The 20,381-nt window shown below is 69.0% G+C and carries 21 protein-coding genes; 5 read left to right on the top strand and 16 right to left on the bottom strand.

Going from position 1 to position 20,381, the window contains the following annotated elements:
• The 3 genes from ygfZ to AC6EI8_RS07835 all read left to right on the top strand — a co-directional run.
• Positions 1-526, top strand: a 526-nt coding sequence (gene ygfZ / locus AC6EI8_RS07825; RefSeq protein WP_498381670.1) for a CAF17-like 4Fe-4S cluster assembly/insertion protein YgfZ, incomplete at its 5' end; no start/stop codon positions are given.
• A gap of 185 nt (positions 527-711) precedes the next feature.
• On the top strand, positions 712-1,002 hold the full coding sequence (locus AC6EI8_RS07830) for a DUF4936 family protein (protein WP_149318783.1): 291 nt from the start codon (positions 712-714) through the stop codon (positions 1,000-1,002).
• A 61-nt stretch (positions 1,003-1,063) separates the two neighbouring features.
• Entirely contained in the window at positions 1,064-1,906 is an 843-nt protein-coding gene (locus AC6EI8_RS07835) for an NRDE family protein (protein WP_150082961.1), read from the top strand.
• A gap of 112 nt (positions 1,907-2,018) precedes the next feature.
• Here the strand turns inward: AC6EI8_RS07835 and AC6EI8_RS07840 are convergent, their stop codons facing one another.
• The 5 genes from AC6EI8_RS07840 to AC6EI8_RS07860 all read right to left on the bottom strand — a co-directional run bounded on the left by AC6EI8_RS07840 (position 2,019) and on the right by AC6EI8_RS07860 (position 6,845).
• Positions 2,019-3,131, bottom strand: coding sequence for an MFS transporter (locus tag AC6EI8_RS07840; protein WP_226107034.1), 1,113 nt, complete (start codon positions 3,129-3,131; stop codon positions 2,019-2,021).
• Positions 3,132-3,524: 393 nt separating this feature from the next.
• Complete coding sequence (locus AC6EI8_RS07845; protein WP_265632385.1) at positions 3,525-3,965, bottom strand: GNAT family N-acetyltransferase; 441 nt, start codon at positions 3,963-3,965, stop codon at positions 3,525-3,527.
• Between the two features lie 193 nt (positions 3,966-4,158).
• A complete protein-coding gene (locus AC6EI8_RS07850) occupies positions 4,159-4,596 on the bottom strand; it encodes a YbgC/FadM family acyl-CoA thioesterase (RefSeq protein ID WP_023264187.1) in 438 nt (145 codons plus the stop codon).
• A gap of 181 nt (positions 4,597-4,777) precedes the next feature.
• Positions 4,778-5,764: a tripartite tricarboxylate transporter substrate binding protein gene (locus AC6EI8_RS07855; RefSeq protein ID WP_064573510.1), complete on the bottom strand. Its 987-nt coding sequence runs from the start codon at positions 5,762-5,764 to the stop codon at positions 4,778-4,780.
• Between the two features lie 103 nt (positions 5,765-5,867).
• The gene (locus AC6EI8_RS07860; RefSeq protein WP_456064378.1) at positions 5,868-6,845 is read right to left on the bottom strand and encodes an alpha/beta hydrolase; all 978 of its coding nucleotides are present in this window, start codon (positions 6,843-6,845) and stop codon (positions 5,868-5,870) included.
• A 363-nt stretch (positions 6,846-7,208) separates the two neighbouring features.
• Here AC6EI8_RS07860 and gbd point away from each other — a divergent pair, with 363 nt between their 5' ends.
• Together gbd and AC6EI8_RS07870 are read left to right on the top strand one after the other, a co-directional pair.
• The gene (gbd, locus tag AC6EI8_RS07865; RefSeq protein WP_149318788.1) at positions 7,209-8,357 is read left to right on the top strand and encodes a 4-hydroxybutyrate dehydrogenase; all 1,149 of its coding nucleotides are present in this window, start codon (positions 7,209-7,211) and stop codon (positions 8,355-8,357) included.
• A 90-nt stretch (positions 8,358-8,447) separates the two neighbouring features.
• Entirely contained in the window at positions 8,448-8,984 is a 537-nt protein-coding gene (locus AC6EI8_RS07870; RefSeq protein WP_149318789.1) for an O-acetyl-ADP-ribose deacetylase, read from the top strand.
• A 111-nt stretch (positions 8,985-9,095) separates the two neighbouring features.
• Here the strand turns inward: AC6EI8_RS07870 and AC6EI8_RS07875 are convergent, their stop codons facing one another.
• From AC6EI8_RS07875 to pncA, 11 genes are all read right to left on the bottom strand, one after another.
• Positions 9,096-10,013 (bottom strand): alpha/beta fold hydrolase, encoded by a 918-nt coding sequence (locus AC6EI8_RS07875; RefSeq protein WP_498381671.1) that lies wholly within the window; start codon positions 10,011-10,013, stop codon positions 9,096-9,098.
• 103 nt (positions 10,014-10,116) lie between these two features.
• The gene (locus AC6EI8_RS07880; RefSeq protein WP_150082965.1) at positions 10,117-11,019 is read right to left on the bottom strand and encodes an SDR family oxidoreductase; all 903 of its coding nucleotides are present in this window, start codon (positions 11,017-11,019) and stop codon (positions 10,117-10,119) included.
• A 106-nt stretch (positions 11,020-11,125) separates the two neighbouring features.
• Complete coding sequence (locus tag AC6EI8_RS07885; RefSeq protein ID WP_498381672.1) at positions 11,126-12,022, bottom strand: class II aldolase/adducin family protein; 897 nt, start codon at positions 12,020-12,022, stop codon at positions 11,126-11,128.
• 75 nt (positions 12,023-12,097) lie between these two features.
• Positions 12,098-13,108 (bottom strand): NADP-dependent oxidoreductase, encoded by a 1,011-nt coding sequence (locus tag AC6EI8_RS07890; RefSeq protein WP_150082967.1) that lies wholly within the window; start codon positions 13,106-13,108, stop codon positions 12,098-12,100.
• Positions 13,109-13,178: 70 nt separating this feature from the next.
• Complete coding sequence (locus AC6EI8_RS07895; protein ID WP_223819561.1) at positions 13,179-14,444, bottom strand: serine hydrolase domain-containing protein; 1,266 nt, start codon at positions 14,442-14,444, stop codon at positions 13,179-13,181.
• A 212-nt stretch (positions 14,445-14,656) separates the two neighbouring features.
• Positions 14,657-15,103 carry a PaaI family thioesterase gene (locus AC6EI8_RS07900; RefSeq protein ID WP_149318794.1) on the bottom strand — a complete coding sequence of 149 codons (447 nt, stop codon included), beginning with the start codon at positions 15,101-15,103 and terminating at the stop codon, positions 14,657-14,659.
• A gap of 19 nt (positions 15,104-15,122) precedes the next feature.
• On the bottom strand, positions 15,123-15,905 hold the full coding sequence (locus tag AC6EI8_RS07905) for an SDR family oxidoreductase (protein ID WP_498381673.1): 783 nt from the start codon (positions 15,903-15,905) through the stop codon (positions 15,123-15,125).
• A 60-nt stretch (positions 15,906-15,965) separates the two neighbouring features.
• A complete protein-coding gene (locus AC6EI8_RS07910) occupies positions 15,966-17,831 on the bottom strand; it encodes an acyl-CoA dehydrogenase (protein WP_150082968.1) in 1,866 nt (621 codons plus the stop codon).
• A gap of 78 nt (positions 17,832-17,909) precedes the next feature.
• A complete protein-coding gene (locus AC6EI8_RS07915) occupies positions 17,910-18,335 on the bottom strand; it encodes a PaaI family thioesterase (RefSeq protein ID WP_149318938.1) in 426 nt (141 codons plus the stop codon).
• 130 nt (positions 18,336-18,465) lie between these two features.
• Positions 18,466-19,644, bottom strand: coding sequence for an acetyl-CoA C-acyltransferase (locus AC6EI8_RS07920; RefSeq protein WP_149318797.1), 1,179 nt, complete (start codon positions 19,642-19,644; stop codon positions 18,466-18,468).
• A 73-nt stretch (positions 19,645-19,717) separates the two neighbouring features.
• Complete coding sequence (gene pncA / locus AC6EI8_RS07925; protein WP_498381674.1) at positions 19,718-20,365, bottom strand: bifunctional nicotinamidase/pyrazinamidase; 648 nt, start codon at positions 20,363-20,365, stop codon at positions 19,718-19,720.
• Positions 20,366-20,381 lie beyond the last annotated feature (16 nt).

Here is a 20,381-nt window from a genome sequence, read left to right on the forward strand (position 1 = left end):
GCCGCGCTGGCAGGTCGTGGCGCCGGCCGCGCAGGCCGATGCCGTGCAGCAAACGCTTGGCACCACGCTGCTGCCGGCCGATGCCGAGCTGTGGGACTGGCTGGAGATCCGCGCCGGCATCCCGCGCATCGTGGTCGCGACGCAGGAACAGTTCGTGCCGCAGATGATCAATTTCGAGCTGATCGGCGGCGTCAATTTCCGCAAGGGCTGCTATCCGGGCCAGGAAGTCGTCGCGCGCAGCCAGTATCGCGGCACACTCAAGCGCCGCATGTGGCTGGTCAGCGGCGAAGGCGAGACCCCGGACGCAGGCGCCGAAATCTATCGCGCCGACGATCCCGGCCAGCCGAGCGGCATGATCGTCAACGCCGCGCCCAAGCCCGATGGCGCCGGCTGGGACGCGCTGGCCGAACTGAAGATCGATGCGGCCGGCGCCAGCCTGCATTTGGGCCACGCCGAGGGGCTGGCGGTCACCGTGGGCGAGCTGCCCTACCCGGTGCCGCTGCTGGCCACCGATCCGGCCGCCTGACGCCGCGTGAGGCCGGGCAGGCCGCAGCGTCCAACAGGTCCATCAATGGTCAATCAGCTCCATCAGGCCCATCAGGTGCATCAGGTGCATCAGGTGCATCAGGTGCATCAGGTCCATCAGGTGCATCAGGTCCATCAGGTGCATCAGGTCCATCACGTCCATCGGGTCCGCAAGGAGACGCCGCGATGAGCGACCACCTGTTCGTCTACTTCCGCGTGCGCGAGCACGAGGCCGCCGAGGCGCTGCCGCACTGGCACCGCTGGATGGCCACGGTGGCCGAAGCCACCGGGATCGGTGGTACGCTGATGCGCAGGCCCGAAACCCGCGCCGGCCTGCAGACCTGGATGGAGGCCTACGCCGACGTGCCGCCGGCCTTCGATGCGACGCTCGACGGACTGTGGCGGCAAAGCGGTTTGCAGCACTGGCTCGAAGGCGAGCGCCAGGTCGAAAAGTTCGTCGACCTGGACCTGTTGTAGCGCGGCGCCGCCTGCATCGATGCACTGCACCGATGCAGCGGCCCGCAACAAGGAATGGCTTATGTGTTTGATCCTCGTCGCTTGGCAGGCCCACCCCGACTATGCGTTGGTGGTCGCGGCCAATCGCGATGAATTCTATGTCCGCCCGGCGGCGCCGGCGCACTGGTGGGACGATGCGCCCGAGGTGCTGGCCGGCCGGGACCAGGCGGACGTGATCGGCGAGCCCGGCACCTGGATGGGCGTGACCGCCGGCGGGCGCTTTGCCGCGCTGACCAATTACCGCGCGCCCTCCGAGAAGCGCACCGATGCGCGCTCGCGCGGCGAACTGGTGGCGGGCTTCCTGCGCGGCGAGTCGTCGCCGGAGCAATATGTCGGCGATCTCGCCCGTGGTGCCGGCATCCGCGGGCCTGGCGCCTACAACGGCTTCAATCTGCTGGCGGGCGATCTGGATGCGCTGTGGTGGTACAGCAACCGCTCGCCCGACGGTGCGCCGCAGCGGCTCAAGCCCGGCCTGTACGGCCTGTCCAACGCGCTGCTCGACACGCCCTGGCCGAAGGTGCGCAGCCGCGTCGGCGCGCTGGCCGAGACGCTGGCCGCCGATACCGGCGCGCCCAATGCCAGCGTCGAGCCCTATCTGGCTCTCTTGGCCGATACCCGCCAGGCCTGCGATTTCGAATTGCCGCAGACGGGCGTCGCGCCCGAATGGGAAAAGCTGCTGTCGTCGGCCTTTATCCGCTCGCCCTCGTACGGCACGCGCGCCAGCACCGTGCTGCGGGTGCGCCATGATGGCCGCTTCGACCTGAGCGAGCGCAGCTTCGATGCGGCGGGGCCGACCGGCGAGGTGTCGTACCGGGGCCAGATGAACGTCGCCAGCCGCGCCGGCACGATTCCGGCGCCACGCTGACGCCTTGCGTCCTTCCCGCGCAGGGCGGGAACCCGGTGGCGTTGACGCGCGTAGACCGGTAGATCGACAAGAACGCCGGGCCCCGCATGCGTGCGGCCGGCAGCCTTGGCACTCAACTCGACAGATAGCGCCGCACCGTCCGCGCGCCTGCCAGCGCGATCCATCCCATCGTCAGCGCCACCAGGCCGAGTCCATAGCGCAGGTCGCTGGCATGCGCGACGCCGCCGATCATCACCGGCCCCAGCATCAGCCCGATATAGCCGAAGCGCGCCACCCGCGAAATCCCCTCGGCCGGCGGGACCCCCGGCAGCTTCGACGCCGCCACGAAGAAGATCGGCACCATATTGGCCGCGCCCAGGCCCATCATCGCAAAGCCCAGCAGGCTCGCCCACGGCGCGGGCCACAGCAGCGCCAGGCTGATGCCGACGAAGGCCAGCCAGGCGCTCGCCGTCAGCGTGCCGCCATCGGTCCAGCGCGCCCGCGCCAGATCGCCGGTGAAGCGGCCAACCGCCATGCCACCCGAGAACGCGGCATAGCCGAAGCTGATCCAGCCGATCGGCGCCTGCGCGATCTCACGCATATAGACGCTGGTCCAGTCGTACATCGCGCCCTCGCCCACCAGCCCGAGAAACGCCATCAGGCCCAGCAGCCACAGCGCGCGGCCGGCATGGTCGTGGCCCTTGTCGGCGTGCGGCGCGGTCGGGTGGTCCGGCAGCAGCCAGCGTTTGGAGGCCAGCCCGACGCCGGCGGTCAGCAGCGCCATGCCGATCGCGTGCGCCAGCGGCGCGACCTGCAGCGACAGCAACAGCCCGCCCACTGCCGCGCCTACCATGCCGCCGAGGCTGAACATGCCGTGCAGCGCGGACATGATGGGTTTGTGGCGCTGCGATTCGACCGTCGCGGCCTGCGCGTTCATCGCGACGTCGAACACGGCGCTGGCCATGCCGAAGGCGATCAGCGCGGGCACCAGCGCGTAGAAATGCGGCATCGCCAGGATCGCGATGGTGGCCAGGCCATAGGCGACGCCGCCCGACATGCAGGCGCGCGTGCTGCCGACCCTGGAGATCCACCGTCCCACCGGCCCCATCGCGATGATGGCGCCGAAGGCCACCGCCAGCATGGCCATCGACAGCACGGCGTCGGACAGGCCGAAGCGCGTCTTGATGGTCGGGATATGAACGCCCCAGGTGGCGAAGGTCGCGCCATTGACGAAGAACAGCGCCATCGTGGCCCAGGTGGCCGGCGCGGTGCGCGGCGGCGGGGGCGGATCGGCGGGTGCGAGAGATGGCGATACGGGGGCGGCGGACTGCCGCGGCAGATCGGTCGAAAGGTCGTTCATGCGAGACGGTTGGTACGGCTCTTTGCGGCTTGGTGCGGCTTGGTGCGGCTTGCCGCTTGGTGCGGCTTCCGGCTCGATGTGGCTCGGCACGGCGCCAAACGAGGACAGCCGCGCCAAGTGCAAAGCAATCTCAAGGCAATCTCAAGGCAATCTCAAGGCAATCTCAAGGCATGCCCAAGAGTGCGCCGACGGACCCTGCATGGTCTCATACCGCCGCCGCGGCGGCCGTCGGCCGATGGCTGACGCGCCGGCCGTCCGAAGTCCCGAGCCCGCCCGGGACTAGCCTTGCGCCCCGCCCCCCAGCCGCTTGCGCATCTCGATATGGGGAATGCCCGCTTCCTCGAACGGCTCGCCGACCTGCTGGAAGCCGACGCGGGCGTAGAACGGCGCCGCATGCGACTGCGCGTTGAGCACCAGTTCGGGATAGCCGAGTTCCTCGGCCTTGGCCATCAGCGCATCGAGCACCCGCGCGCCGATGCCGGTGCCGCGCGCGCTGGCCAGCACCGCCATGCGGCCGATATGGCCGTCCGGCAGCAGCCGGCCGGTCGCCACCGGGACGCCCTGCGCGTCATAGGCGATCGCATGCCAGCTGGGCTCGTCCCACTCGTCCCATTCGAGTTCGACCGGCACGCCCTGCTCTTCGACGAACACGGCATAGCGGATCGCGCGCGCGGTCTCGCGCGCTTCGGACCAGGGCAGCAGGCGAACGGTGAGAGTCATGATGGGAGGGATGACGCGACGGTTGCGAGGATCGGCATGATACTCGCGTCGGGCCGATCTTTCAGCGGACCTGGTGGGCGCCGGCGGGATGGCGAGATGGCGAGATGGCGAGATGGCGAGATGGCGAGATGGCGAGATGGCGGTCGCGCGCGGCAGGCGCGCGACCGCCTGTCGACCACCCCCGAAGGCAGGCTTACTGCTCCGGCGCCACCGTCTCGTAGGTCACGATCGCCTCGCGCACCGCGGCCGGCACCGGCGCCGAACGCTGCGTCGCCGGATCGGCGCAGACGTAGACGATCTCGCCGGTGATCAGGTGCTCGTCGCCGCGGTACATCTCGACGCGGAACAGCATGCTGGAGCGGCCGATGCGCGCGATGCGGCCGCGAATGTCGAGCATGTCGTCGAAGCGGGCCGAGCCGTGGTATTCGAGCGTCGATTTGACGACGTACATGTCGACGCCATGCGCGTGCAGCACGTCCTCGGGATAGCGGATGCCGACCGCGCGCCAGTACTCGGTCACGCAGATGTCGCAATAGGTCAGGTAATGCGCGTTGAAGACGATCGACTGCGGATCGACCTCGGCCCAGCGCACGCGCAACGGCATGCTGTGGCGAAACTCTTCCTTGGCCATGCGGATTCCTCGGAGTGAGTCGTGAAGGAGGCCGTCGTCCCCGCTGCGGCGGGGACGACGGCAAGGACGGCAGCGGCGGGCTCTTGCGGCAGCGTCTTGCGCCGGCCCTTGCATCGGCCTTTGCATCGGCTTTTGCATCGGCATTTACTTCGGGCCCTTGCAGGCCCCTAGCCGCAGCCCGTTACTGCGGCCGTGCCAGGCCCAGCTTCTCGATGATGGCCTTTTCCTTCTTGACCGTATCGGCGGCGAACTTCGCGTACTGCTCGCTGTTCATGTAGAACGGCTCCATGTCGAACTTGGCCAGCGACTCGCGGTAGTTCGGCATTTCCATCGCCTGCTTGAAGGCGTCATGCAGCTTCTTGACGATCTTCGGATCGGTGCCCTTGGGCGCGGCCAGGCCGAACGGCGAGGTCTGCACGATGCCCAGGCCGAGCTCCTTCAGCGTCGGCACGTTGGGGAAGCGCGGCGAGCGCTTGTCGCCCCACACCGACAGCAGGCGCAGGCGGCCCTGTTCGACGTACGGCGCCCACGCCGGCGTGTCGGCCACCGACATCACGTGGCCACCCAGCAGCGCCTGCATCGACTCGGAATTGCCCTTGAACGGGATGTGCGAGAACTGGACGTTCTGCTTCATCGCCAGCTCTTCCATCGTCAGATGCAGCGTCGTCATCGAGCCGGGCGTGCCGTAGGTCAGCTTGCCCGGATTGGCCTTGGCGTAGGCGATGTACTCCTGCATGGTCTTGATCGGCGAATCGGCCGGCACGACCAGGCCGAAGGCATAGCCGGCCAGGTTGATCACATAGGTCAGGTCCTTGACCGGGTCCCAGTTGATCTTGGTGGTGTACGGCAGGCGGAACACCGGCAGCGGGATCTGCGCCAGCGTGTAGCCGTCGGGCGGCGTGGCCTGCATCATCTGCGCCGGCAGCACGCCGCCGGCACCGGGCTTGTTCTCGACGATCACCGGCTGGCCCAGGATCTTCGAGGCATTCTCCGCGAGCACGCGGAACGGGATATCGGTGGAACCGCCCGCGGTATAGCCGATGATGAGGCGGATCGGCTTCTGCGGGAAATTGTCCGCCTGGGCGTGGGCCGCGGGGGTGGCGGCCAGGCCGGTGACCGCGGCGGCGGCGATGGCGCCCGCACGGGCGAGGAAGTGGCGGCGTTGCATCTGTAGTCGTCTCCTGTTGCTACAAGGTACTGCTCGGGTACTCGATAACTGCCTGAAAAACCGGGGTTTCTGCGACCGCCTTGGCTTGGCATCGAGCGCGGCCCTAGACGGGCGGCGCGGTGCCGAAGGCCGTTCGCAACGCACGCACGGCATCGTCGTGCGCGCGCGCCACTGCCGGGACGAAGCGTCCCAGCTTGAAGAAATCATGGATCATGCCGGGGTAGTCCGCCACTTCTGCCGGCACGCCGGCCGCCCGCAGCTTCCGCGCATACGCGACGCCTTCGTCGTGCAGCGGGTCGTAGCCGGCCACCGCGATCCAGGCCGGACAGCATCCGGCCACGTCCGCACCGCTGCCGCCGCCATCGAGCGGCGCGAAGCGCCAGTCGTCGCGGCTCTGCTCGCGGTCCAGATACTGCGCGAAGAACCACTGGATCATCGACGCGGTCAGCAGGTAGCCGTCGGCCAGCACCCGCTGCGACGGCGTGTCCTGGCGCGCACTGGTGCCCGGATACAGCAGCATCTGCAGCACCGGCGCCAGGCCACGGTTGCGCGCCTCGACTGCGCAGGCCGCCGCCAGCGTGCCGCCGGCGCTGTCGCCGCCGAGCGCGATGCGGCTCGCATCGGCGCCCAGCCGCGGCGCCTGCTCGAAGACCCAGTGCAGCACGTCGAAGGCATCGTCGACCGCCGTTGGAAATTTCCATTGCGGCCCGAGCCGGTAGTCGACCGACAGCACCATCGCATCGGCGCGCGCGCACAGCAGCCGGCACAGTGGCTCGTGCGTGGCGATGCTGCCGACCGTGAAGCCGCCGCCGTGGAAGTACAGCAGCAGCGGCAACGGCTCGGCCCAGCTCGCCTCGCGCGGCGCATAGAGCCGCACCGGAATCGCATGGCCGTCGCGCGCCGGCACCGCCATGTCCTCGACGCTGTGCACCGGTGTGGGGGCCACGTCCAGGATCAGCGCGCTTTTCTCGTAGGCGATCTTGGCATCGGCCGGGTCCAGATGATGCAGCGGCGGCCGCTTGGCGCGCGCCACCATGTCCAGCAGCTGCGCGATCTGCGGATCGAGCGGCTGCGCCGGCATGCCTGGCGGAACAGAGGAGGCGGAAGACGCGGGGAACCCGGACGGGACAGCTGACATGAAGGCGAGGCGATCGTGCGGTGTGGCTTTGCGGTGGCGAACGGCCGGAACGCCCGGTCCAGTTCCTGCGGTGAAGTTCGAATTGTGAACGAGCGTTCGATTTTAGTATGATGCCACCGCTTTGTGGGCATACCGGCATGGAAAAATGTGGCAATGCGACACCGCGTTTGCCCCCTCCCCGCCCGACGGAAAACGCTGCGACAATCTTCCGGGCCTGGATTTGCAACGCACCGCGGGCATGGCAGCGCAGCACGATGCCGCCACCCGCCCGCCCTCGCCGACATAACAATCACGGAGACAAGCACGATGGCCTTTATCTATTACCTGACCCATATCCATCTCGATTTCGGCGCGGTCAAGCTGCTGAAATCGGAGTGCGAGCGCATCGGCATCCGCCGGCCGCTGCTGGTGACCGACAAGGGCGTGGTCGCCGCCGGCATCGCGCAGCGCGCCATCGACGCGCTGGAGGGTCTGCCGGTTGCCGTGTTCGACGACACCCCCTCCAATCCGACCGAGGCGATGGTGCGCCAGGCCGCGGCGCAATACCGCAGCGAGGGATGCGACGGCCTGATCGCGGTCGGCGGCGGTTCCTCGATCGATCTGGCCAAGGGCATCGCGATCCTGGCCACGCACGAGGGCGAGCTGACCACCTACGCCACCATCGAGGGCGGCAGCGGCAGGATCACCGAGCGCGCCGCGCCGCTGATCGCAGTGCCGACGACCTCGGGCACCGGCAGCGAGGTCGCCCGCGGCGCCATCATCATCCTCGACGACGGCCGCAAGCTCGGCTTCCATTCCTGGCATCTGCTGCCCAAGTCGGCGATCTGCGATCCGGAACTGACCCTGGGCCTGCCGCCGGGCCTGACGGCGGCGACCGGCATGGACGCGATCGCGCATTGCATCGAGACCTTCCTCGCCCCCGCCTTCAACCCGCCGGCCGACGGCATCGCGCTCGACGGGCTGGAGCGCGCCTGGGCCCATATCGAACGCGCCACGCGCGACGGCAGCGACCGCGAGGCGCGTCTGAACATGATGAGCGCGTCGATGCAGGGCGCGATGGCCTTCCAGAAGGGCCTCGGCTGCGTCCACTCGCTGTCGCACCCGCTCGGCGGCCTGAAGATCGACGGCCGCACCGGCCTGCACCACGGCACGCTGAACGCGGTGGTGATGCCCGCGGTGCTGCGCTTCAACGCCGACGCGCCGAGCATCGTGCGCGAGGACCGCTATGGCCGCCTGCGCCGCGCCATGCATCTGCCGGCCGACGCCGATGTCGCGCAGGCGGTGTACGACATGACCGCGCGTCTGGGCCTGCCGACGGGGCTGGCCGCGATGGGCGTCACCGAGGCGATGTTCGACAAGGTCGTGGCCGGCGCGCTGGCCGACCATTGCCACAAGACCAATCCGAAGGAAGCCGGCGCCGAGGACTATCGGCGTATGCTGGCGGAATCGATGTAAGGCTCGATCGGTGCAGGGCGCAGTTGATGTAAGACGCAGTCGGTGTAAGGCTCAACCGATGCCACGCGCATCGGACGCAAGGAGGCAGGCATGGCTGGCGAACACTTGCAGGTGGTGCACGGCGATATCACGCGGATGGAGGTCGATGCCATCGTCAACGCGGCCAACAGCGGCCTGCTGGGCGGGGGCGGCGTCGATGGCGCGATCCACGGGGCGGGCGGTCCGGCCATCATGGCGGCCTGCCGCGAGATCCGCGAGCGCCAGGGCGGCTGCCCGACCGGCGAGGCGGTGATCACGACCGGCGGCCTGCTGCCGGCACCCTACGTGATCCACGCGGTCGGCCCGGTCTGGCGCGGCGGCGGCGAGAACGAGGACGCGCTGCTGGCCAGCGCCTATCGCAACAGCATCAGGCTCGCCGCAGAGCATCGGCTGCGCACGCTGGCCTTCCCGAACATCAGCACCGGCGTCTACGGCTTTCCGCGCGAACGCGCGGCCGATATCGCGATCGCCGCGGTGCGCCAGGCGCTGGCCGAGGCCGACACCATCGAACAGGTGACCTTCGTCTGCTTCGACGACGAGAACTACCGGCTGTATCGGGAGCGGCTGGGAGCGTTCGGGGGGCTTTGATTCGACGGGCGAAAAGGCGCGCGCTTGCCCGCTCCCCCGCCCCCTCTCCCGCAAGCGGGAGAGGGGCTTGGGGGAAAGGGCAACAGCGCTTGCTATCCCCTCCGCCCCCCATTACCCCAACGCGCTGCGGATCAAGCGATTGATCCGCTCCGGCTGCTCATGCACGACCCAGTGCGTGCCCTCCGGAATCCGCTCCAGCCGCAGCTGCGGCACGAAGCGATCGAGCCCATCCACCAGCGACTTCGGCAACGCCCGATCGTTCTCGCCCCAGATCACCAGCGTCGGCAGGCGCACGACGAAGGCCTCGGGATCGAGCCGCGACAGATCGGGCGGCGGCTCGCCCGGCGCCGGCGGATGCAGCGGCGAGGCGCGATAGTAGTTGACGCTGCCGGTCAGCGGATGCGAACCGCCCTCGCCCGGTTGCGACCACGCGGCGAGATACTTGTCGCGGGTTTCGCCGGTGAACCACTCGGGCGGCGCGTCGCCCCCGGACAGCAGCGCCGCGAGTTTGGCGTAGTGGTCGGCCGCCAGCACCTCTTCGCAGCCCGGCTTGCGCAGCCAGTTCATATAGGCCGACGCCGCCTGCTGTTGCGGGTCCTCCGCCAGCGCGCGGGCGAACAGATACGGATGCGGCGCGTTGACGATGACCAGCTGCTGCACCAGCGCCGGATACTGGATCGCCAGATTCCAGCACACCGCCCCGCCCCAGTCGTGCGCCACCACCACGCAGCGGTCGTAGCCCAGCGCGGCGATGAACTGCACCAGGTCCTCGACCAGATGGCGCGGCTTGTAGGCCTCGACCGCGGCGGGCTTGCTCGACAGATTGAAGCCGCGCAGATCCGGCGCGACCGCGAAATGGGTCTGGCCGAATTCGGCGAGCTGCGCCTCCCACGCATACCAGAACTCGGGGAAGCCATGGACGAACAGCATCAGCGGCTTGCCGCGCTGCCCCGCGCTGGCATAGTGCAGCCGCGTGCCGTTCGGCAGCGAGGCGTACTGCAGATGATGGATCACGGCCGATGTGCTCATGGTCTCCTCTCTGTGATTTGCCGTTGTCGTCCCGCCCGCCCCATGCGGGCGCGGCGCCGGCCGTGCCGATGCACGCTCCGTGCCTGCGCGCGAATCGCCCGCCTCAGCCGCGCAGCGCGGCCACCAGCTCGTCCCGTACCTGCGGCTTGCCGGCGAACGGATCGCCGGGATTGCGCTGGCCGACGATGTCCTCGAAGCGCTGCTGCACCGGCGCCAGCGCGTGCGGATGCGAATAGATGTAGAAGCGCTGCTCGCGGATCGCATCGAAGGTCATCCGCGCCACGTCCTCCGCGCTGACCTTGCCCGAGGTGACCGCCTTGTCCGACAGCGCCTGCGCGACCAGCTGCGAACGCGTGGGCGGGGCCTCGTTGCTGAGGTCGGCCGGGCGATTGCGGTGCGACTGGTGGATGCCGGTCGGCACGAAATACGGGCACAGCAGCGAGCAATGCACCTGTTCGGTCACCAGCGCCAGGTCCTGGTACAGCGACTCGGACAGCGACACCACCGCATGCTTGGAGACGTTGTAGATGCCCATCGCCGGCGGATTCAGCAGGCCGGCCATCGACGCGGTATTGACGATATGGCCCTCGTACGAGGCATCGCGCGCGGCGGCCTCGAGCATCAACGGCGTGAAGATACGCACGCCGTGGATCACGCCGTGCAGGTTCACGCCCAGCACCCAGTCCCAGTCCTTCTGCGAGTTCTCCCAGACCAGGCCGCCGGCACCGACGCCGGCGTTGTTGAACAGCAGGTTGACCTCGCCGAAGGCCTCGATCGCGGCATCGGCCAGCGCCTGCACCTGCTCGGCCTTCGATACGTCGACGCGCAGGCCGATCACGCGGGCGCCCTGCGTGCGCAGCTCCGCCACGGTGGCGTCGAGCGCGTCCTGCTGGACGTCGGCCAGCACCAGCCGCATGCCCAGCGCCGCGCCGAGGCGCGCGAACTCCTTGCCGAATCCCGACGCGCCGCCGGTGATCACGGCCACTCTTTCCTGGAACTGCTTCATCGTGGTCTCCTTCTCGATGCCGGCGCGCTCCCGTTTCGGTGCGGTTTCCCGCTGGCCCGCTCTGCTGGCGGGCTTCTGCGCGCCGGTCTCCCCGGCCCTTCCTGCCTCAATCGAGCAGGTCGGGCTGCTCCTTGACGATGCGCGCGTACAGCGGCTGGAACTGGAACCAGCCGGCCTGCGCGGTGCCGACGATCGAATAGGCCTGGCGCGCGGCGGCGTCCGAGATCGTCTTCGGCGCGCCGCCGGTGCGCGCGGCGGCGTCCGAGATCGTCTTCGGCGCGCCGCCGATGCGCGCGGCGGCGGCCTCGGCCAGCAGCTGCACCTGGCACGAGCGCTCCATCGTGATGAACCACCAGGCCGCCTCGTCGACCGTGCGGCCCACCGTCAGCAGCCCGTGGTTCTGCAGGATCACGGCCTTGTTGGGCCCCAGCGCATTGGCGATGCGCTGGCCTTCGTCAAGCTCCACCACCACGCCGCCGAAGTCGTCATAGACGGCATGGTCCTGGTAGAAGGCGCAGACGTCCTGCGTCAGCGGATCGAGCGGCCGGCCCAGGGTCGACCAGGCGCGCCCATAGGTGCTGTGCGAATGCGCGGCGGCGACCGCGTCCTCGCGCGTCTGGTGCACGCGCGAATGGATCGCGAAGGCGGCGGCGTTGACCGGATGATCGCCCTCCACCACGTTGCCGTGGTGATCGCAGCGGATGAGGTTCGATACCTTGACCTGGCTGAAATGCACGCCGAACGGATTGACCCAGAACGTATCGGTGAACTCGGGGTCGCGCGCGGTGATATGGCCGGCCACGCCCTCGTCGAAACCGAACTTCGAGAACAGCCGGAAGGCCGCCGCGAGCCGCTGCTTGCGATGCAGGCGCTCCTCGGCATGGGTCTCGAAGCGCGGCGGGCGCGGCAGCACGCGGTACTTCGCCTTGATTTCTTCCGGCAGATCGGCGCCGATCTCGTCGGCACGGCTGGCACGTTGCGGTGCCGGGATGGGAGCGTTCATCGCGGTCTCCTGCGGATAGCGGATAGCGGATAGCGGATAGCGGATATCGGGCAGCCGATAACCGGGGCCGGCCGGTCAGATCAGCTTGACCAGCTGCTTGCCGAAGTTCTTGCCCTTGAGCAGGCCCATGAAGGCCTCGGGCGCGCTCTCCAGCCCCTGCGCCACGCTCTCGCGGAACTTGAGCTTGCCCTGCGCCACCGCGCCGCCGAGCTCGGACAGCGCCTGCGGCCACACCTCCATGTGCTCGGAGACGATGAAGCCCTCGATCTTCAGGCGCGACACCAGGATCAGCTGCGGATTCTTCAGGGGCAGCGGCTCGCCGTCATAGCCGGCGATCATGCCGCAGACCGCGATGCGGCCGAACGGATTCATGCGCGACAGCACGGCGTCGAGGATCTCGCCGCCGACGTTCTCGAAGTAGCCGTCGACGCCCTGCGGCGTGGCTTCCTTCAGCATCGTGTACAGCGCCTTGGGATCGGATGCCGCCTTGTAGTCGACGCAGGCATCGAAGCCCAGCTCGTTGACCACGTAGTCGCACTTCTCCTTGCCGCCGGCGATGCCGACCGCGCGGCAGCCCGCCATCTTCGCCAGCTGCCCGACCACGCTGCCGACGGCGCCCGAGGCCGCGCTGACCACCACGGTCTCGCCGGCCTTCGGCGCGATGATGCGGTTCAGGCCGTACCAGGCGGTGACGCCGGGCATGCCGACCGCGCCCAGGTAGGCCGACAGCGGGATCCGGCTGGTGTCGACCTTCTGCATGCCGCTGCCGTCGCTGACGCCCATCTCCTGCCAGCCGAACATGCCCAGCACCTTGTCGCCGACCGCGTACTTCGGATTGCGCGAGGCCACCACCTCGCCGACGGTGCCGCCGATCATCACCTCGTTCAGCGGCTGCGGCGTCGCGTAGGACTTGCCTTCGTTCATGCGGCCGCGCATGTACGGGTCGAGCGACAGATAGTGGTTGCGGACCAGCACCTGGCCGTCGGCCAGCTCCGGCACCGGCACCTGCTCGAGGCGGAAGTTGTCCGGCGAGACGGCGCCGCTGGGACGGGAGGCGAGGACGATGCGCTTGTAGGTATCGGACATGGGACGTTCCTTTGTCAGGTGGTCGTTGGACGTTGTTGGGCTGGGTGTTGGCTTCGGGATCCGCGCTGCATCAGCGCTGCATCAGCGCAAGCGCCAGCGCGCGATAGGCGCGCAGCGTGATCGGGTCGTTGGCGGCATTGCCGGCGATCGGATGCGAGGCGTAGCGCACGATGGTCATCTCGGCCTTCGGATCGATATGGATGCGCTGGCCGAAGATGCCGCGGGCCTCGAAGGCGCCGTGGTCGTCGTGCGAGACCCACCACATGTCGCGGTAGCTCCAGCCAGGCAGATGAGCATAGACCGATTTGGCGAACTTCGCGCGGTCGCCGCCGCCGCGCACCTCGGCAACCACCGCCGCGGGGATCACCTGGCGGCCGTTGAAGCGGCCGTCGTTGCGCATCGCCTCGCCGAAGCGGGCCAGGTCGCGCAGCGTGGTGCTGATCGCGCCGCCGCCGCCCGGCGTGCCGATGCTGTCGACGGTGAAGTAGGCGTCCTCCTCGGCGCCGAGCGGCTGCCACAGCTTGTCGGACATCAGCTTCGGCAACGGCACGCCCGAGGCGCGCTGCACGATCCACGCCAGCACCTCGGCGTTGACGGTCTTGTAGGCGAAGGCCTGGTCGTGCTCGCCCTCCTTGCGCAGCGTGGTCAGGAATTCGTAGAAGGAGCGCGGACCGGCATAGTCTGGCGCGCGCGGAATCATGCCGCCGGCGCGGGCATAGTCGTTGACCTCGGCCTTCGGATCGGCGTAGTCCTCGGAGAATTTGACGCCGATCGTCATGTCCATCACCTGGCGCACGGTGGCGTCGCCATAGGCGGTGTCCGCGAGCTCCGGCACGTAGCGCGTGACCGGCGCGGCCGGATCGAGCTTGCCCTCGTTGGCCAGCATCGCGGCCAGCGTGCCGACGAAGCTCTTGGTGATCGAGAACGCCGCGTGCGGCAGCTGCGGCTGCAGCGCGCCGAAGTATTTCTCGTAGACGACCTTGCCCTTGTGCATCACCAGGATGCCGTCGGTATAGGTCAGCGCCAGCATGTCGGCGAAGGTGCGGCGCGTGCCGTCGGCATCGACGAAGGGCACGCCGCCGATGTCGCGCTCGGCGCGCGGCAGCGCGGACACGGGGCCCGGGCCGCGCCACACCGAGACGGTCGGCACCAGCTCGCGCACGTGCGAGAAGGTCCAGCGGTGGCGCGGGAAGCCGTTGCTCTTGCCGCTGAAGCTGATGACCTTGTCCGGCGCCGGCGGAAAACCCTGCATCCATCCGAGCGTGACAGGATCGGTGGCCGCCGCGTCGGCATAGGTGCGAGCCGGCGGCGTCTGTGCTTGCGTGGGGATCGCCATGGCAGTCAGCAGCACGGCCGCGATGGGCAGCGGCGAGGGGACGAAACGGCGGACACTACGACAAACGATGCGCCGAGCGATTCGACGAACGATCTGGCGAAGGCGCGTACGCCCGCGTCGATTGGCCTGCATGGTGTCTCCATTTGTTTTTTTCTCTTTGGATTCGGTGGGTGCCGCGCTGCGCGGGCCGCGCAGCGATCTGCGGTCTGCGGTCAGCCGTCGGCGCCCGCATCCGGCGCGGTCTCGGCGCGCTGCGGCGGCGAGCGTCGCACGTACTTGAAGGTGCCCGAGCTGCGCGCCACCAGCTTGCCGTCGGCGTCGACGATCTCCGCCTCGCAGAACGCCATCGAGGTGGTGCGATGCACGCAGTCGCCGCGCGCGATCAGCGTGCCGCGCCCCGGCGCCATGAAGCTGGTCTTCATCTCGATGGTGACCACGCCGCGGCCGTCCTCGGTATCGGCCGAGCGGCAGGCCACCGCCATCGCGACGTCCAGCAGCGTCATCAGCACGCCGCCGTGCGCCATCTCCCAGCCGTTGTGATGGCGCGGCTCGATCTCCAGCTCGAGCTCGCTGACGCCGCCGCCCATGTGCGTGCAGCGCAGGCCGAGGTCGTCGACGAAGGGAATCGGAATCGGGAAGCCTTTGCGGGGCTCGGTCATGGTGTGGTGGTCCTTTGGTTCAAATCGCGCTGACGCCCCCATCGACCGCCAGGATCTGGCCGGTGATGTGCTTGCCCGCCTCGGTCGCGAACAGCAGCGCGGCGCCCTTCAGGTCCTCGTCGTCGCCCAGCCGATGCAGCGGCACGCCCTCGCACATCTTGTCGACGCCCAGGCGCGCCAGCGAGCCCTGCGTCATCTTCGACGGGAAGAAGCCCGGCGCCAGCGCGTTGACGGTGATGTTGTGCTCGCCCCATTCGGCCGCCAGCGTGCGCGTGAAATTGACCACCGCGCCCTTGGACGTGTTGTAGGCAATCGTCTCCATCGTGCCCGGCGGATTGCCGGCCAGGCCAGCGATCGAAGCCACGTTGATGATGCGGCCATAGCGGCGCGGAATCATCGACTGCTTGCCGATGCGCTGCGTCAGCAGGAACAGCCCGCGCACGTTCAGGTTCATCACCTTGTCCCAGGCCTCGACGGGGTGGTCCTCGGCGGGCGCGCCCCAGGTCGCGCCGGCGTTGTTGACCAGGATGTCGACGTGGCGCAGGCGCGCCAGCGACTCGTCGGCCAGGCGCGCGATCTCGTCGTCGCGCGAGCCGTCCGCGACGATCCAGTCGGCCTCGATGCCGCGCGCCTTCAGATGTTCCTGCGCGGCTTTAAGCTCGTCGGCCTTGCGCGCCGACAGCACCAGCCGCGCGCCCTGCTCGCCCAGCGCCTCGGCGATCTGCAGCCCGAGCCCGCGCGAGCCGCCGGTGATCAGCGCGGTGCGCCCCTTCAGATCGAACAGCTGTGCGATCGTCTTCATGGTGTCCCCTCCTTGTCCTGCGTGTCCGATGTCTCGTGGATGCTGGTGAATGCGCCGGTCCTAGAACCAGGCGTCCTGCATGTCGAGCGTGGTGCGGTCCAGCGACGCCAGCAGATCGAGCTGCGGGCCGACCTTCGGCAGTTCCCAGCGGAAGAAGTAGTCCGCCGCCGCGAGCTTGCCGCGATAGAAGTCCGCGTCCGCATGGCCCGACGGCAGCGCCGCCAGCGCGCGTTGTGCCAGCATCGCCTGCTCCAGCCAGATCCAGGCAACCACCACGTGGCCGAACGCCTCCAGATAGACCGAGGCATTGGCCAGCGTCACCGCCGGATCGCCGGCCGCCCACAGCTGGGCCGTGACGTCGGCCAGCCGCGCGACGCGCGCCGCCAGCGCCCGCGCATGCGTGCCCAGGGCCTCGTCGCCGCTCGCGATCGCGCGCTCGATGGTGGCCTGCACCACCTGCCCCAGCGCCTTGAAGGCGGCGCCCTCCTTCATCACGACCTTGCGCCCGAGCAGGTCCAGCCCCTGGATGCCGTGCGTGCCTTCGTGGATCGGATTCAGGCGGTTGTCGCGATAGAACTGCTCGACGTTGTACTCGCGCGTATAGCCGTAGCCGCCATGCACCTGGATCGCCAGGCTGTTGGCCTCCAGGCACCATTGCGACGGCCAGCTCTTGGCGATCGGGGTCAGGATGTCGAGCAGCAAGGCGAGGCGCTGATGCTCGGCCGTATCCCCTGCGGTGGCCGCGGCGCGCTCTTCGTCGACCAGCCGCGCGCAGTACAGGTTCAGCGCGAGCCCGCCCTCGACGTAGCTCTTCTGCGCCAGCAGCATGCGGCGCACGTCGGCATGCTCGACCAGCTTGACCTGCGGGCTCGACGGGTCCTTGCCGCCGGGGCCGACCGGCCGGCCCTGCGGCCGGTTGCGCGCGTAGTCCAGCGCGTGCAGATAGCCGGTATAGCCGAGCATCACCGCGCCCAGGCCCACGCCGATGCGGGCCTCGTTCATCATGTGGAACATGCAGGCCAGGCCCTGGTGCGGCTGCCCGACCAGATAGCCGATCGCCCCCGCCTTGCCGCCGGGCCGGTAGCGCGTGCCCTCGCCGAAATTCAGCAGGCAGTTGGTGGTGCCGCGATAGCCCATCTTGTGGTTCAGGCCGGCCAGCACGACATCGTTGCGCTCGCCCAGCGAGCCGTCGGCATTGACCAGGAACTTCGGCACGATGAACAGCGAGATGCCCTTGACGCCGGGAATCAGCTTGCCGTCCGGGCCGGGGATCTTGGCCAGCACCAGATGCACGATGTTGTCGGACAGCTCGTGCTCGCCCGCCGAGATCCACATCTTGTTGCCGCGCAGGCGGTATTGCGCGCCCAGCGGCGATTCGCCCTCGTACTCGGCGCGCGTGGTGATGTCCGACAGCGACGAGCCGGCCTGCGGCTCGGACAGGCACATGGTGCCGAAGAAGCGCCCTTCCAGCTCCGGCTTGACGAAGGTGTCGATCTGCGCCGGCGTGCCGTGCGTCAGCAGCAGGTTGGCGTTGCCGATGGTCAGGAAGGGATAGGAGCTGGTGCCGACGTTGGCGCCCTTGAAATACGCGAAGCCTGCCTTCTCGACCACCACCGGCAGCTGCATGCCGCCCAGCTCGTAGTCCTGCCCGGCCGCCATCAGGCCGGCCTCGCAGAACGCCTTCAGCGCGGTCCTGACTTCGGGGATGATGGTGACGGTCTCGCCGTCGAAATGCGGTTCCTGCTGGTCGTTCTTCTTGTTGTGCGGCGCGAACAGATCGGTGGCAATCTTCTCGCAGGTATCGAGCGCGGCGTCGAAGGTCTCGCGCGAGTGGTCGGCATAGCGCGGGATGCGCGTCAGCGTTTCGACATCGAGCCACTCGTAGAGCAGAAAATCGAGGTCGCGGCGGGAAAGGATCAACGACATGGCGATGGCCGCTCCTTGGGATGGGAATGATGGGGAGAATGCGGACGTCGCCGTCCGCATCGCCGCCGGAAGGACCGCTCAGCCCGCCTCGCCCATCCGCGCGATGGTGCCCTGCGCGACCGCGCACAGCTTTTCCTCGCCGTCCTGGACGGCAAAGACATCGCAACGGACCACGGCCTGCTGCCGCCCGCGGCTGACGCACTCGGCACGCGCGATCAAGCGCTCGCCCAGCGCGGGGCGTACGTAATTGATCTTGTATTCCGAGGTCACCACCGGCGCCGCCATCGCGGCGCCGCCGGCATAGGTCAGCGCGTTGTCGGCCAGATAGCTGACCACGCCGCCGTGGGCAAAGCCATGCTGCTGCCGCAAAGGCTGGCGCAGCGGCAGTTGCAGCTCGGCCCGCTGCGGCGTCAGCGCGGTCAGCTCCGCGCCGAGCAGCACCGAGAACGGCTGCTCGGCGAGGATCGCGCGGCCGTGGGCCAGCAGGTCGCCCGACGCGCCCAGGTCGCGCGGCTTGCCGCGCTCGCCGGGCTCGTTGGCGGAGCCCGCCGGACCGGTGAACCCTGCAGGCCCTGTGGGCCCGGCCGAGCCGGCGGACGGTGTGGCGGACGGTGCGGACACCGGCGGCCTCGGCTTACAGCACCTCGAACAACCCGGCCGCGCCCTGGCCGCCACCGATGCACATGGTGACGACCACGTACTTGACGCCGCGGCGCTTGCCTTCGATCAGCGCATGGCCGACCAGGCGCGCGCCCGAGACGCCGTACGGGTGGCCCACCGCGATCGCGCCGCCGTTGACGTTCAGGCGGTCCATCGGGATGCCCAACTTGTCGGCGCAGTACAGCACCTGCACGGCAAACGCCTCGTTCAGCTCCCACAGGCCGATGTCCTCGACCTTCAGGCCGGCCTTCTTCAGCAGCTTGGGCACCGCGAACACCGGGCCGATGCCCATTTCATCGGGCTCGCAGCCGGCCACCGCGAAGCCGCGGAAGGCGCCGAGCGGCTTCAGGCCGCGCTGCTCCGCCAGCTTCGCGTTCATCACCACCGCGGCCGAGGCGCCGTCGGAGAACTGCGACGCATTGCCGGCGGCGATCACGCCGCCGGGCATCGCGGTGCGGATCTTCGACACGCCTTCGTAGGTGGTGTCCGGGCGGATGCCTTCGTCGGCCGAGACCGTGACCTCGCGCGTCACCAGCTGCCCGGTGGCCTTGTCGGCGACGCCGGCCAGCACCGTCAGCGGCACGATCTCGTCGTTGAACTTGCCGGCCTCCTGCGCCGCCGCCGCGCGCAGCTGGCTCTGCACGCCGTACTCGTCCTGGCGCTCGCGCGGGATGTTGTAGCGCTTGGCGACGTTCTCCGCGGTCTGCAGCATGCTCCAGTAGATCTCCGGCTTGTTCTTGACCAGCCAGCCTTCCTGGATCATGTGGCGATTCATTTCCTGCTGCACGCAGGAGATGCTCTCCACCCCGCCGGCCACGAAGATGTCGCCCTCGTCGGCGATCACGCGCTGCGCGGCCATCGCGATGGTCTGCAGGCCCGACGAGCAGAAGCGGTTCACCGTGGCGCCCGGCACCGTCACCGGGCAGCCGGCGCGCAGCGCGATCTGGCGCGCGATATTGGCGCCGGTCGCGCCTTCGGGGTTGGCGCAGCCCATCAGCACGTCCTCGACCTCGCCCGGCTCGATGTTGGCGCGCGCGATCGCGTGCTGGACCACATGGCCGCCGAGGGTGGCGCCGTGCGTCATGTTGAAGCCGCCCTTCCAGCTCTTGGCCAGACCGGTCCGTGCGGTCGATACGATCACTGCCTCGTTCATTTGTTGCTCCTCAGTATTCTCGGTGTCTGGTGTGTCTCGATGTCTCGGTGCCCGCGCCCTCGCGCGAGCCATGTCAGCTCAGCAGCTCGGCGGCGCGCATCCTGCCGACGCCCGCCTTGGCGAGGCTCGCCCAGGCGGCGTCCAGCGATCCGTTCAGGTCGATCGCGCGGCAGGCGTCCTCGACCACCACCGCGTCGAAGCCCGCCGCGCGCGCGTCCAGCGCGCTCCAGGCCACGCAGTAGTCGGTCGCGAGTCCAACGCAAACGACCCGGCGCACGCCATGCTCGCGCAGATAGCCGGCCAGCCCGGTCGGGGTCGTGCGATCCGCCTCGACAAAGGCGGAATAGCTGTCGACCTCGCGCTGATGGCCCTTGCGGATCACCAGCCGCGCGTGCGGCACCGCCAGTTGCGGATGCAACTCGGCGCCCGCTTGCCCCTGCACGCAGTGCGCGGGCCACAGCACCTGCTCGCCATACGGCAGCGTGGTGGTCTGGAACGGCGCCGCGCCGACATGGTTGACCGCGAACGACACGTGGTCGGCCGGATGCCAGTCCTGCGTCAGCACCACATGCGTGAACGCCTCGGCCAGCCGGTTGATCACCGGCACGACCTGGTCGCCTTCGGGCACGGCGAGCGCGCCGCCGGGCATGAAGTCGTTCTGCACATCGATCACCAGCAGGCAATCGCTGTTGCCGAAGCGTCTGCGCAAGGTCGTGTCCATCGCGTCGCCGTTGTCG

The sequence above is a fragment of the Cupriavidus sp. R6-3 genome, from assembly GCF_059772245.1.

Bases quoted from the DNA above. Each gene is read 5' to 3' on its own strand.
- AC6EI8_RS07875 (WP_498381671.1), bottom strand. From the start codon at position 10,013: ATGAGCACATCGGCCGTGATCCATCATCTGCAGTACGCCTCGCTGCCG.
- AC6EI8_RS07920 (WP_149318797.1), bottom strand. From the start codon at position 19,644: ATGAACGAGGCAGTGATCGTATCGACCGCACGGACCGGTCTGGCCAAG.
- pncA (WP_498381674.1), bottom strand. From the start codon at position 20,365: ATGGACACGACCTTGCGCAGACGCTTCGGCAACAGCGATTGCCTGCTG.
- AC6EI8_RS07835 (WP_150082961.1), top strand. From the start codon at position 1,064: ATGTGTTTGATCCTCGTCGCTTGGCAGGCCCACCCCGACTATGCGTTG.
- gbd (WP_149318788.1), top strand. From the start codon at position 7,209: ATGGCCTTTATCTATTACCTGACCCATATCCATCTCGATTTCGGCGCG.
- AC6EI8_RS07885 (WP_498381672.1), bottom strand. From the start codon at position 12,022: ATGAACGCTCCCATCCCGGCACCGCAACGTGCCAGCCGTGCCGACGAG.
- AC6EI8_RS07830 (WP_149318783.1), top strand. From the start codon at position 712: ATGAGCGACCACCTGTTCGTCTACTTCCGCGTGCGCGAGCACGAGGCC.
- AC6EI8_RS07895 (WP_223819561.1), bottom strand. From the start codon at position 14,444: ATGGCGATCCCCACGCAAGCACAGACGCCGCCGGCTCGCACCTATGCC.
- AC6EI8_RS07900 (WP_149318794.1), bottom strand. From the start codon at position 15,103: ATGACCGAGCCCCGCAAAGGCTTCCCGATTCCGATTCCCTTCGTCGAC.
- AC6EI8_RS07860 (WP_456064378.1), bottom strand. From the start codon at position 6,845: ATGCCGGCGCAGCCGCTCGATCCGCAGATCGCGCAGCTGCTGGACATG.
- AC6EI8_RS07840 (WP_226107034.1), bottom strand. From the start codon at position 3,131: ATGGCGCTGTTCTTCGTCAATGGCGCGACCTTCGCCACCTGGGGCGTT.
- AC6EI8_RS07910 (WP_150082968.1), bottom strand. From the start codon at position 17,831: ATGTCGTTGATCCTTTCCCGCCGCGACCTCGATTTTCTGCTCTACGAG.
- AC6EI8_RS07870 (WP_149318789.1), top strand. From the start codon at position 8,448: ATGGCTGGCGAACACTTGCAGGTGGTGCACGGCGATATCACGCGGATG.
- AC6EI8_RS07905 (WP_498381673.1), bottom strand. From the start codon at position 15,905: ATGAAGACGATCGCACAGCTGTTCGATCTGAAGGGGCGCACCGCGCTG.
- AC6EI8_RS07880 (WP_150082965.1), bottom strand. From the start codon at position 11,019: ATGAAGCAGTTCCAGGAAAGAGTGGCCGTGATCACCGGCGGCGCGTCG.
- AC6EI8_RS07890 (WP_150082967.1), bottom strand. From the start codon at position 13,108: ATGTCCGATACCTACAAGCGCATCGTCCTCGCCTCCCGTCCCAGCGGC.
- AC6EI8_RS07845 (WP_265632385.1), bottom strand. From the start codon at position 3,965: ATGACTCTCACCGTTCGCCTGCTGCCCTGGTCCGAAGCGCGCGAGACC.
- AC6EI8_RS07855 (WP_064573510.1), bottom strand. From the start codon at position 5,764: ATGCAACGCCGCCACTTCCTCGCCCGTGCGGGCGCCATCGCCGCCGCC.
- AC6EI8_RS07850 (WP_023264187.1), bottom strand. From the start codon at position 4,596: ATGGCCAAGGAAGAGTTTCGCCACAGCATGCCGTTGCGCGTGCGCTGG.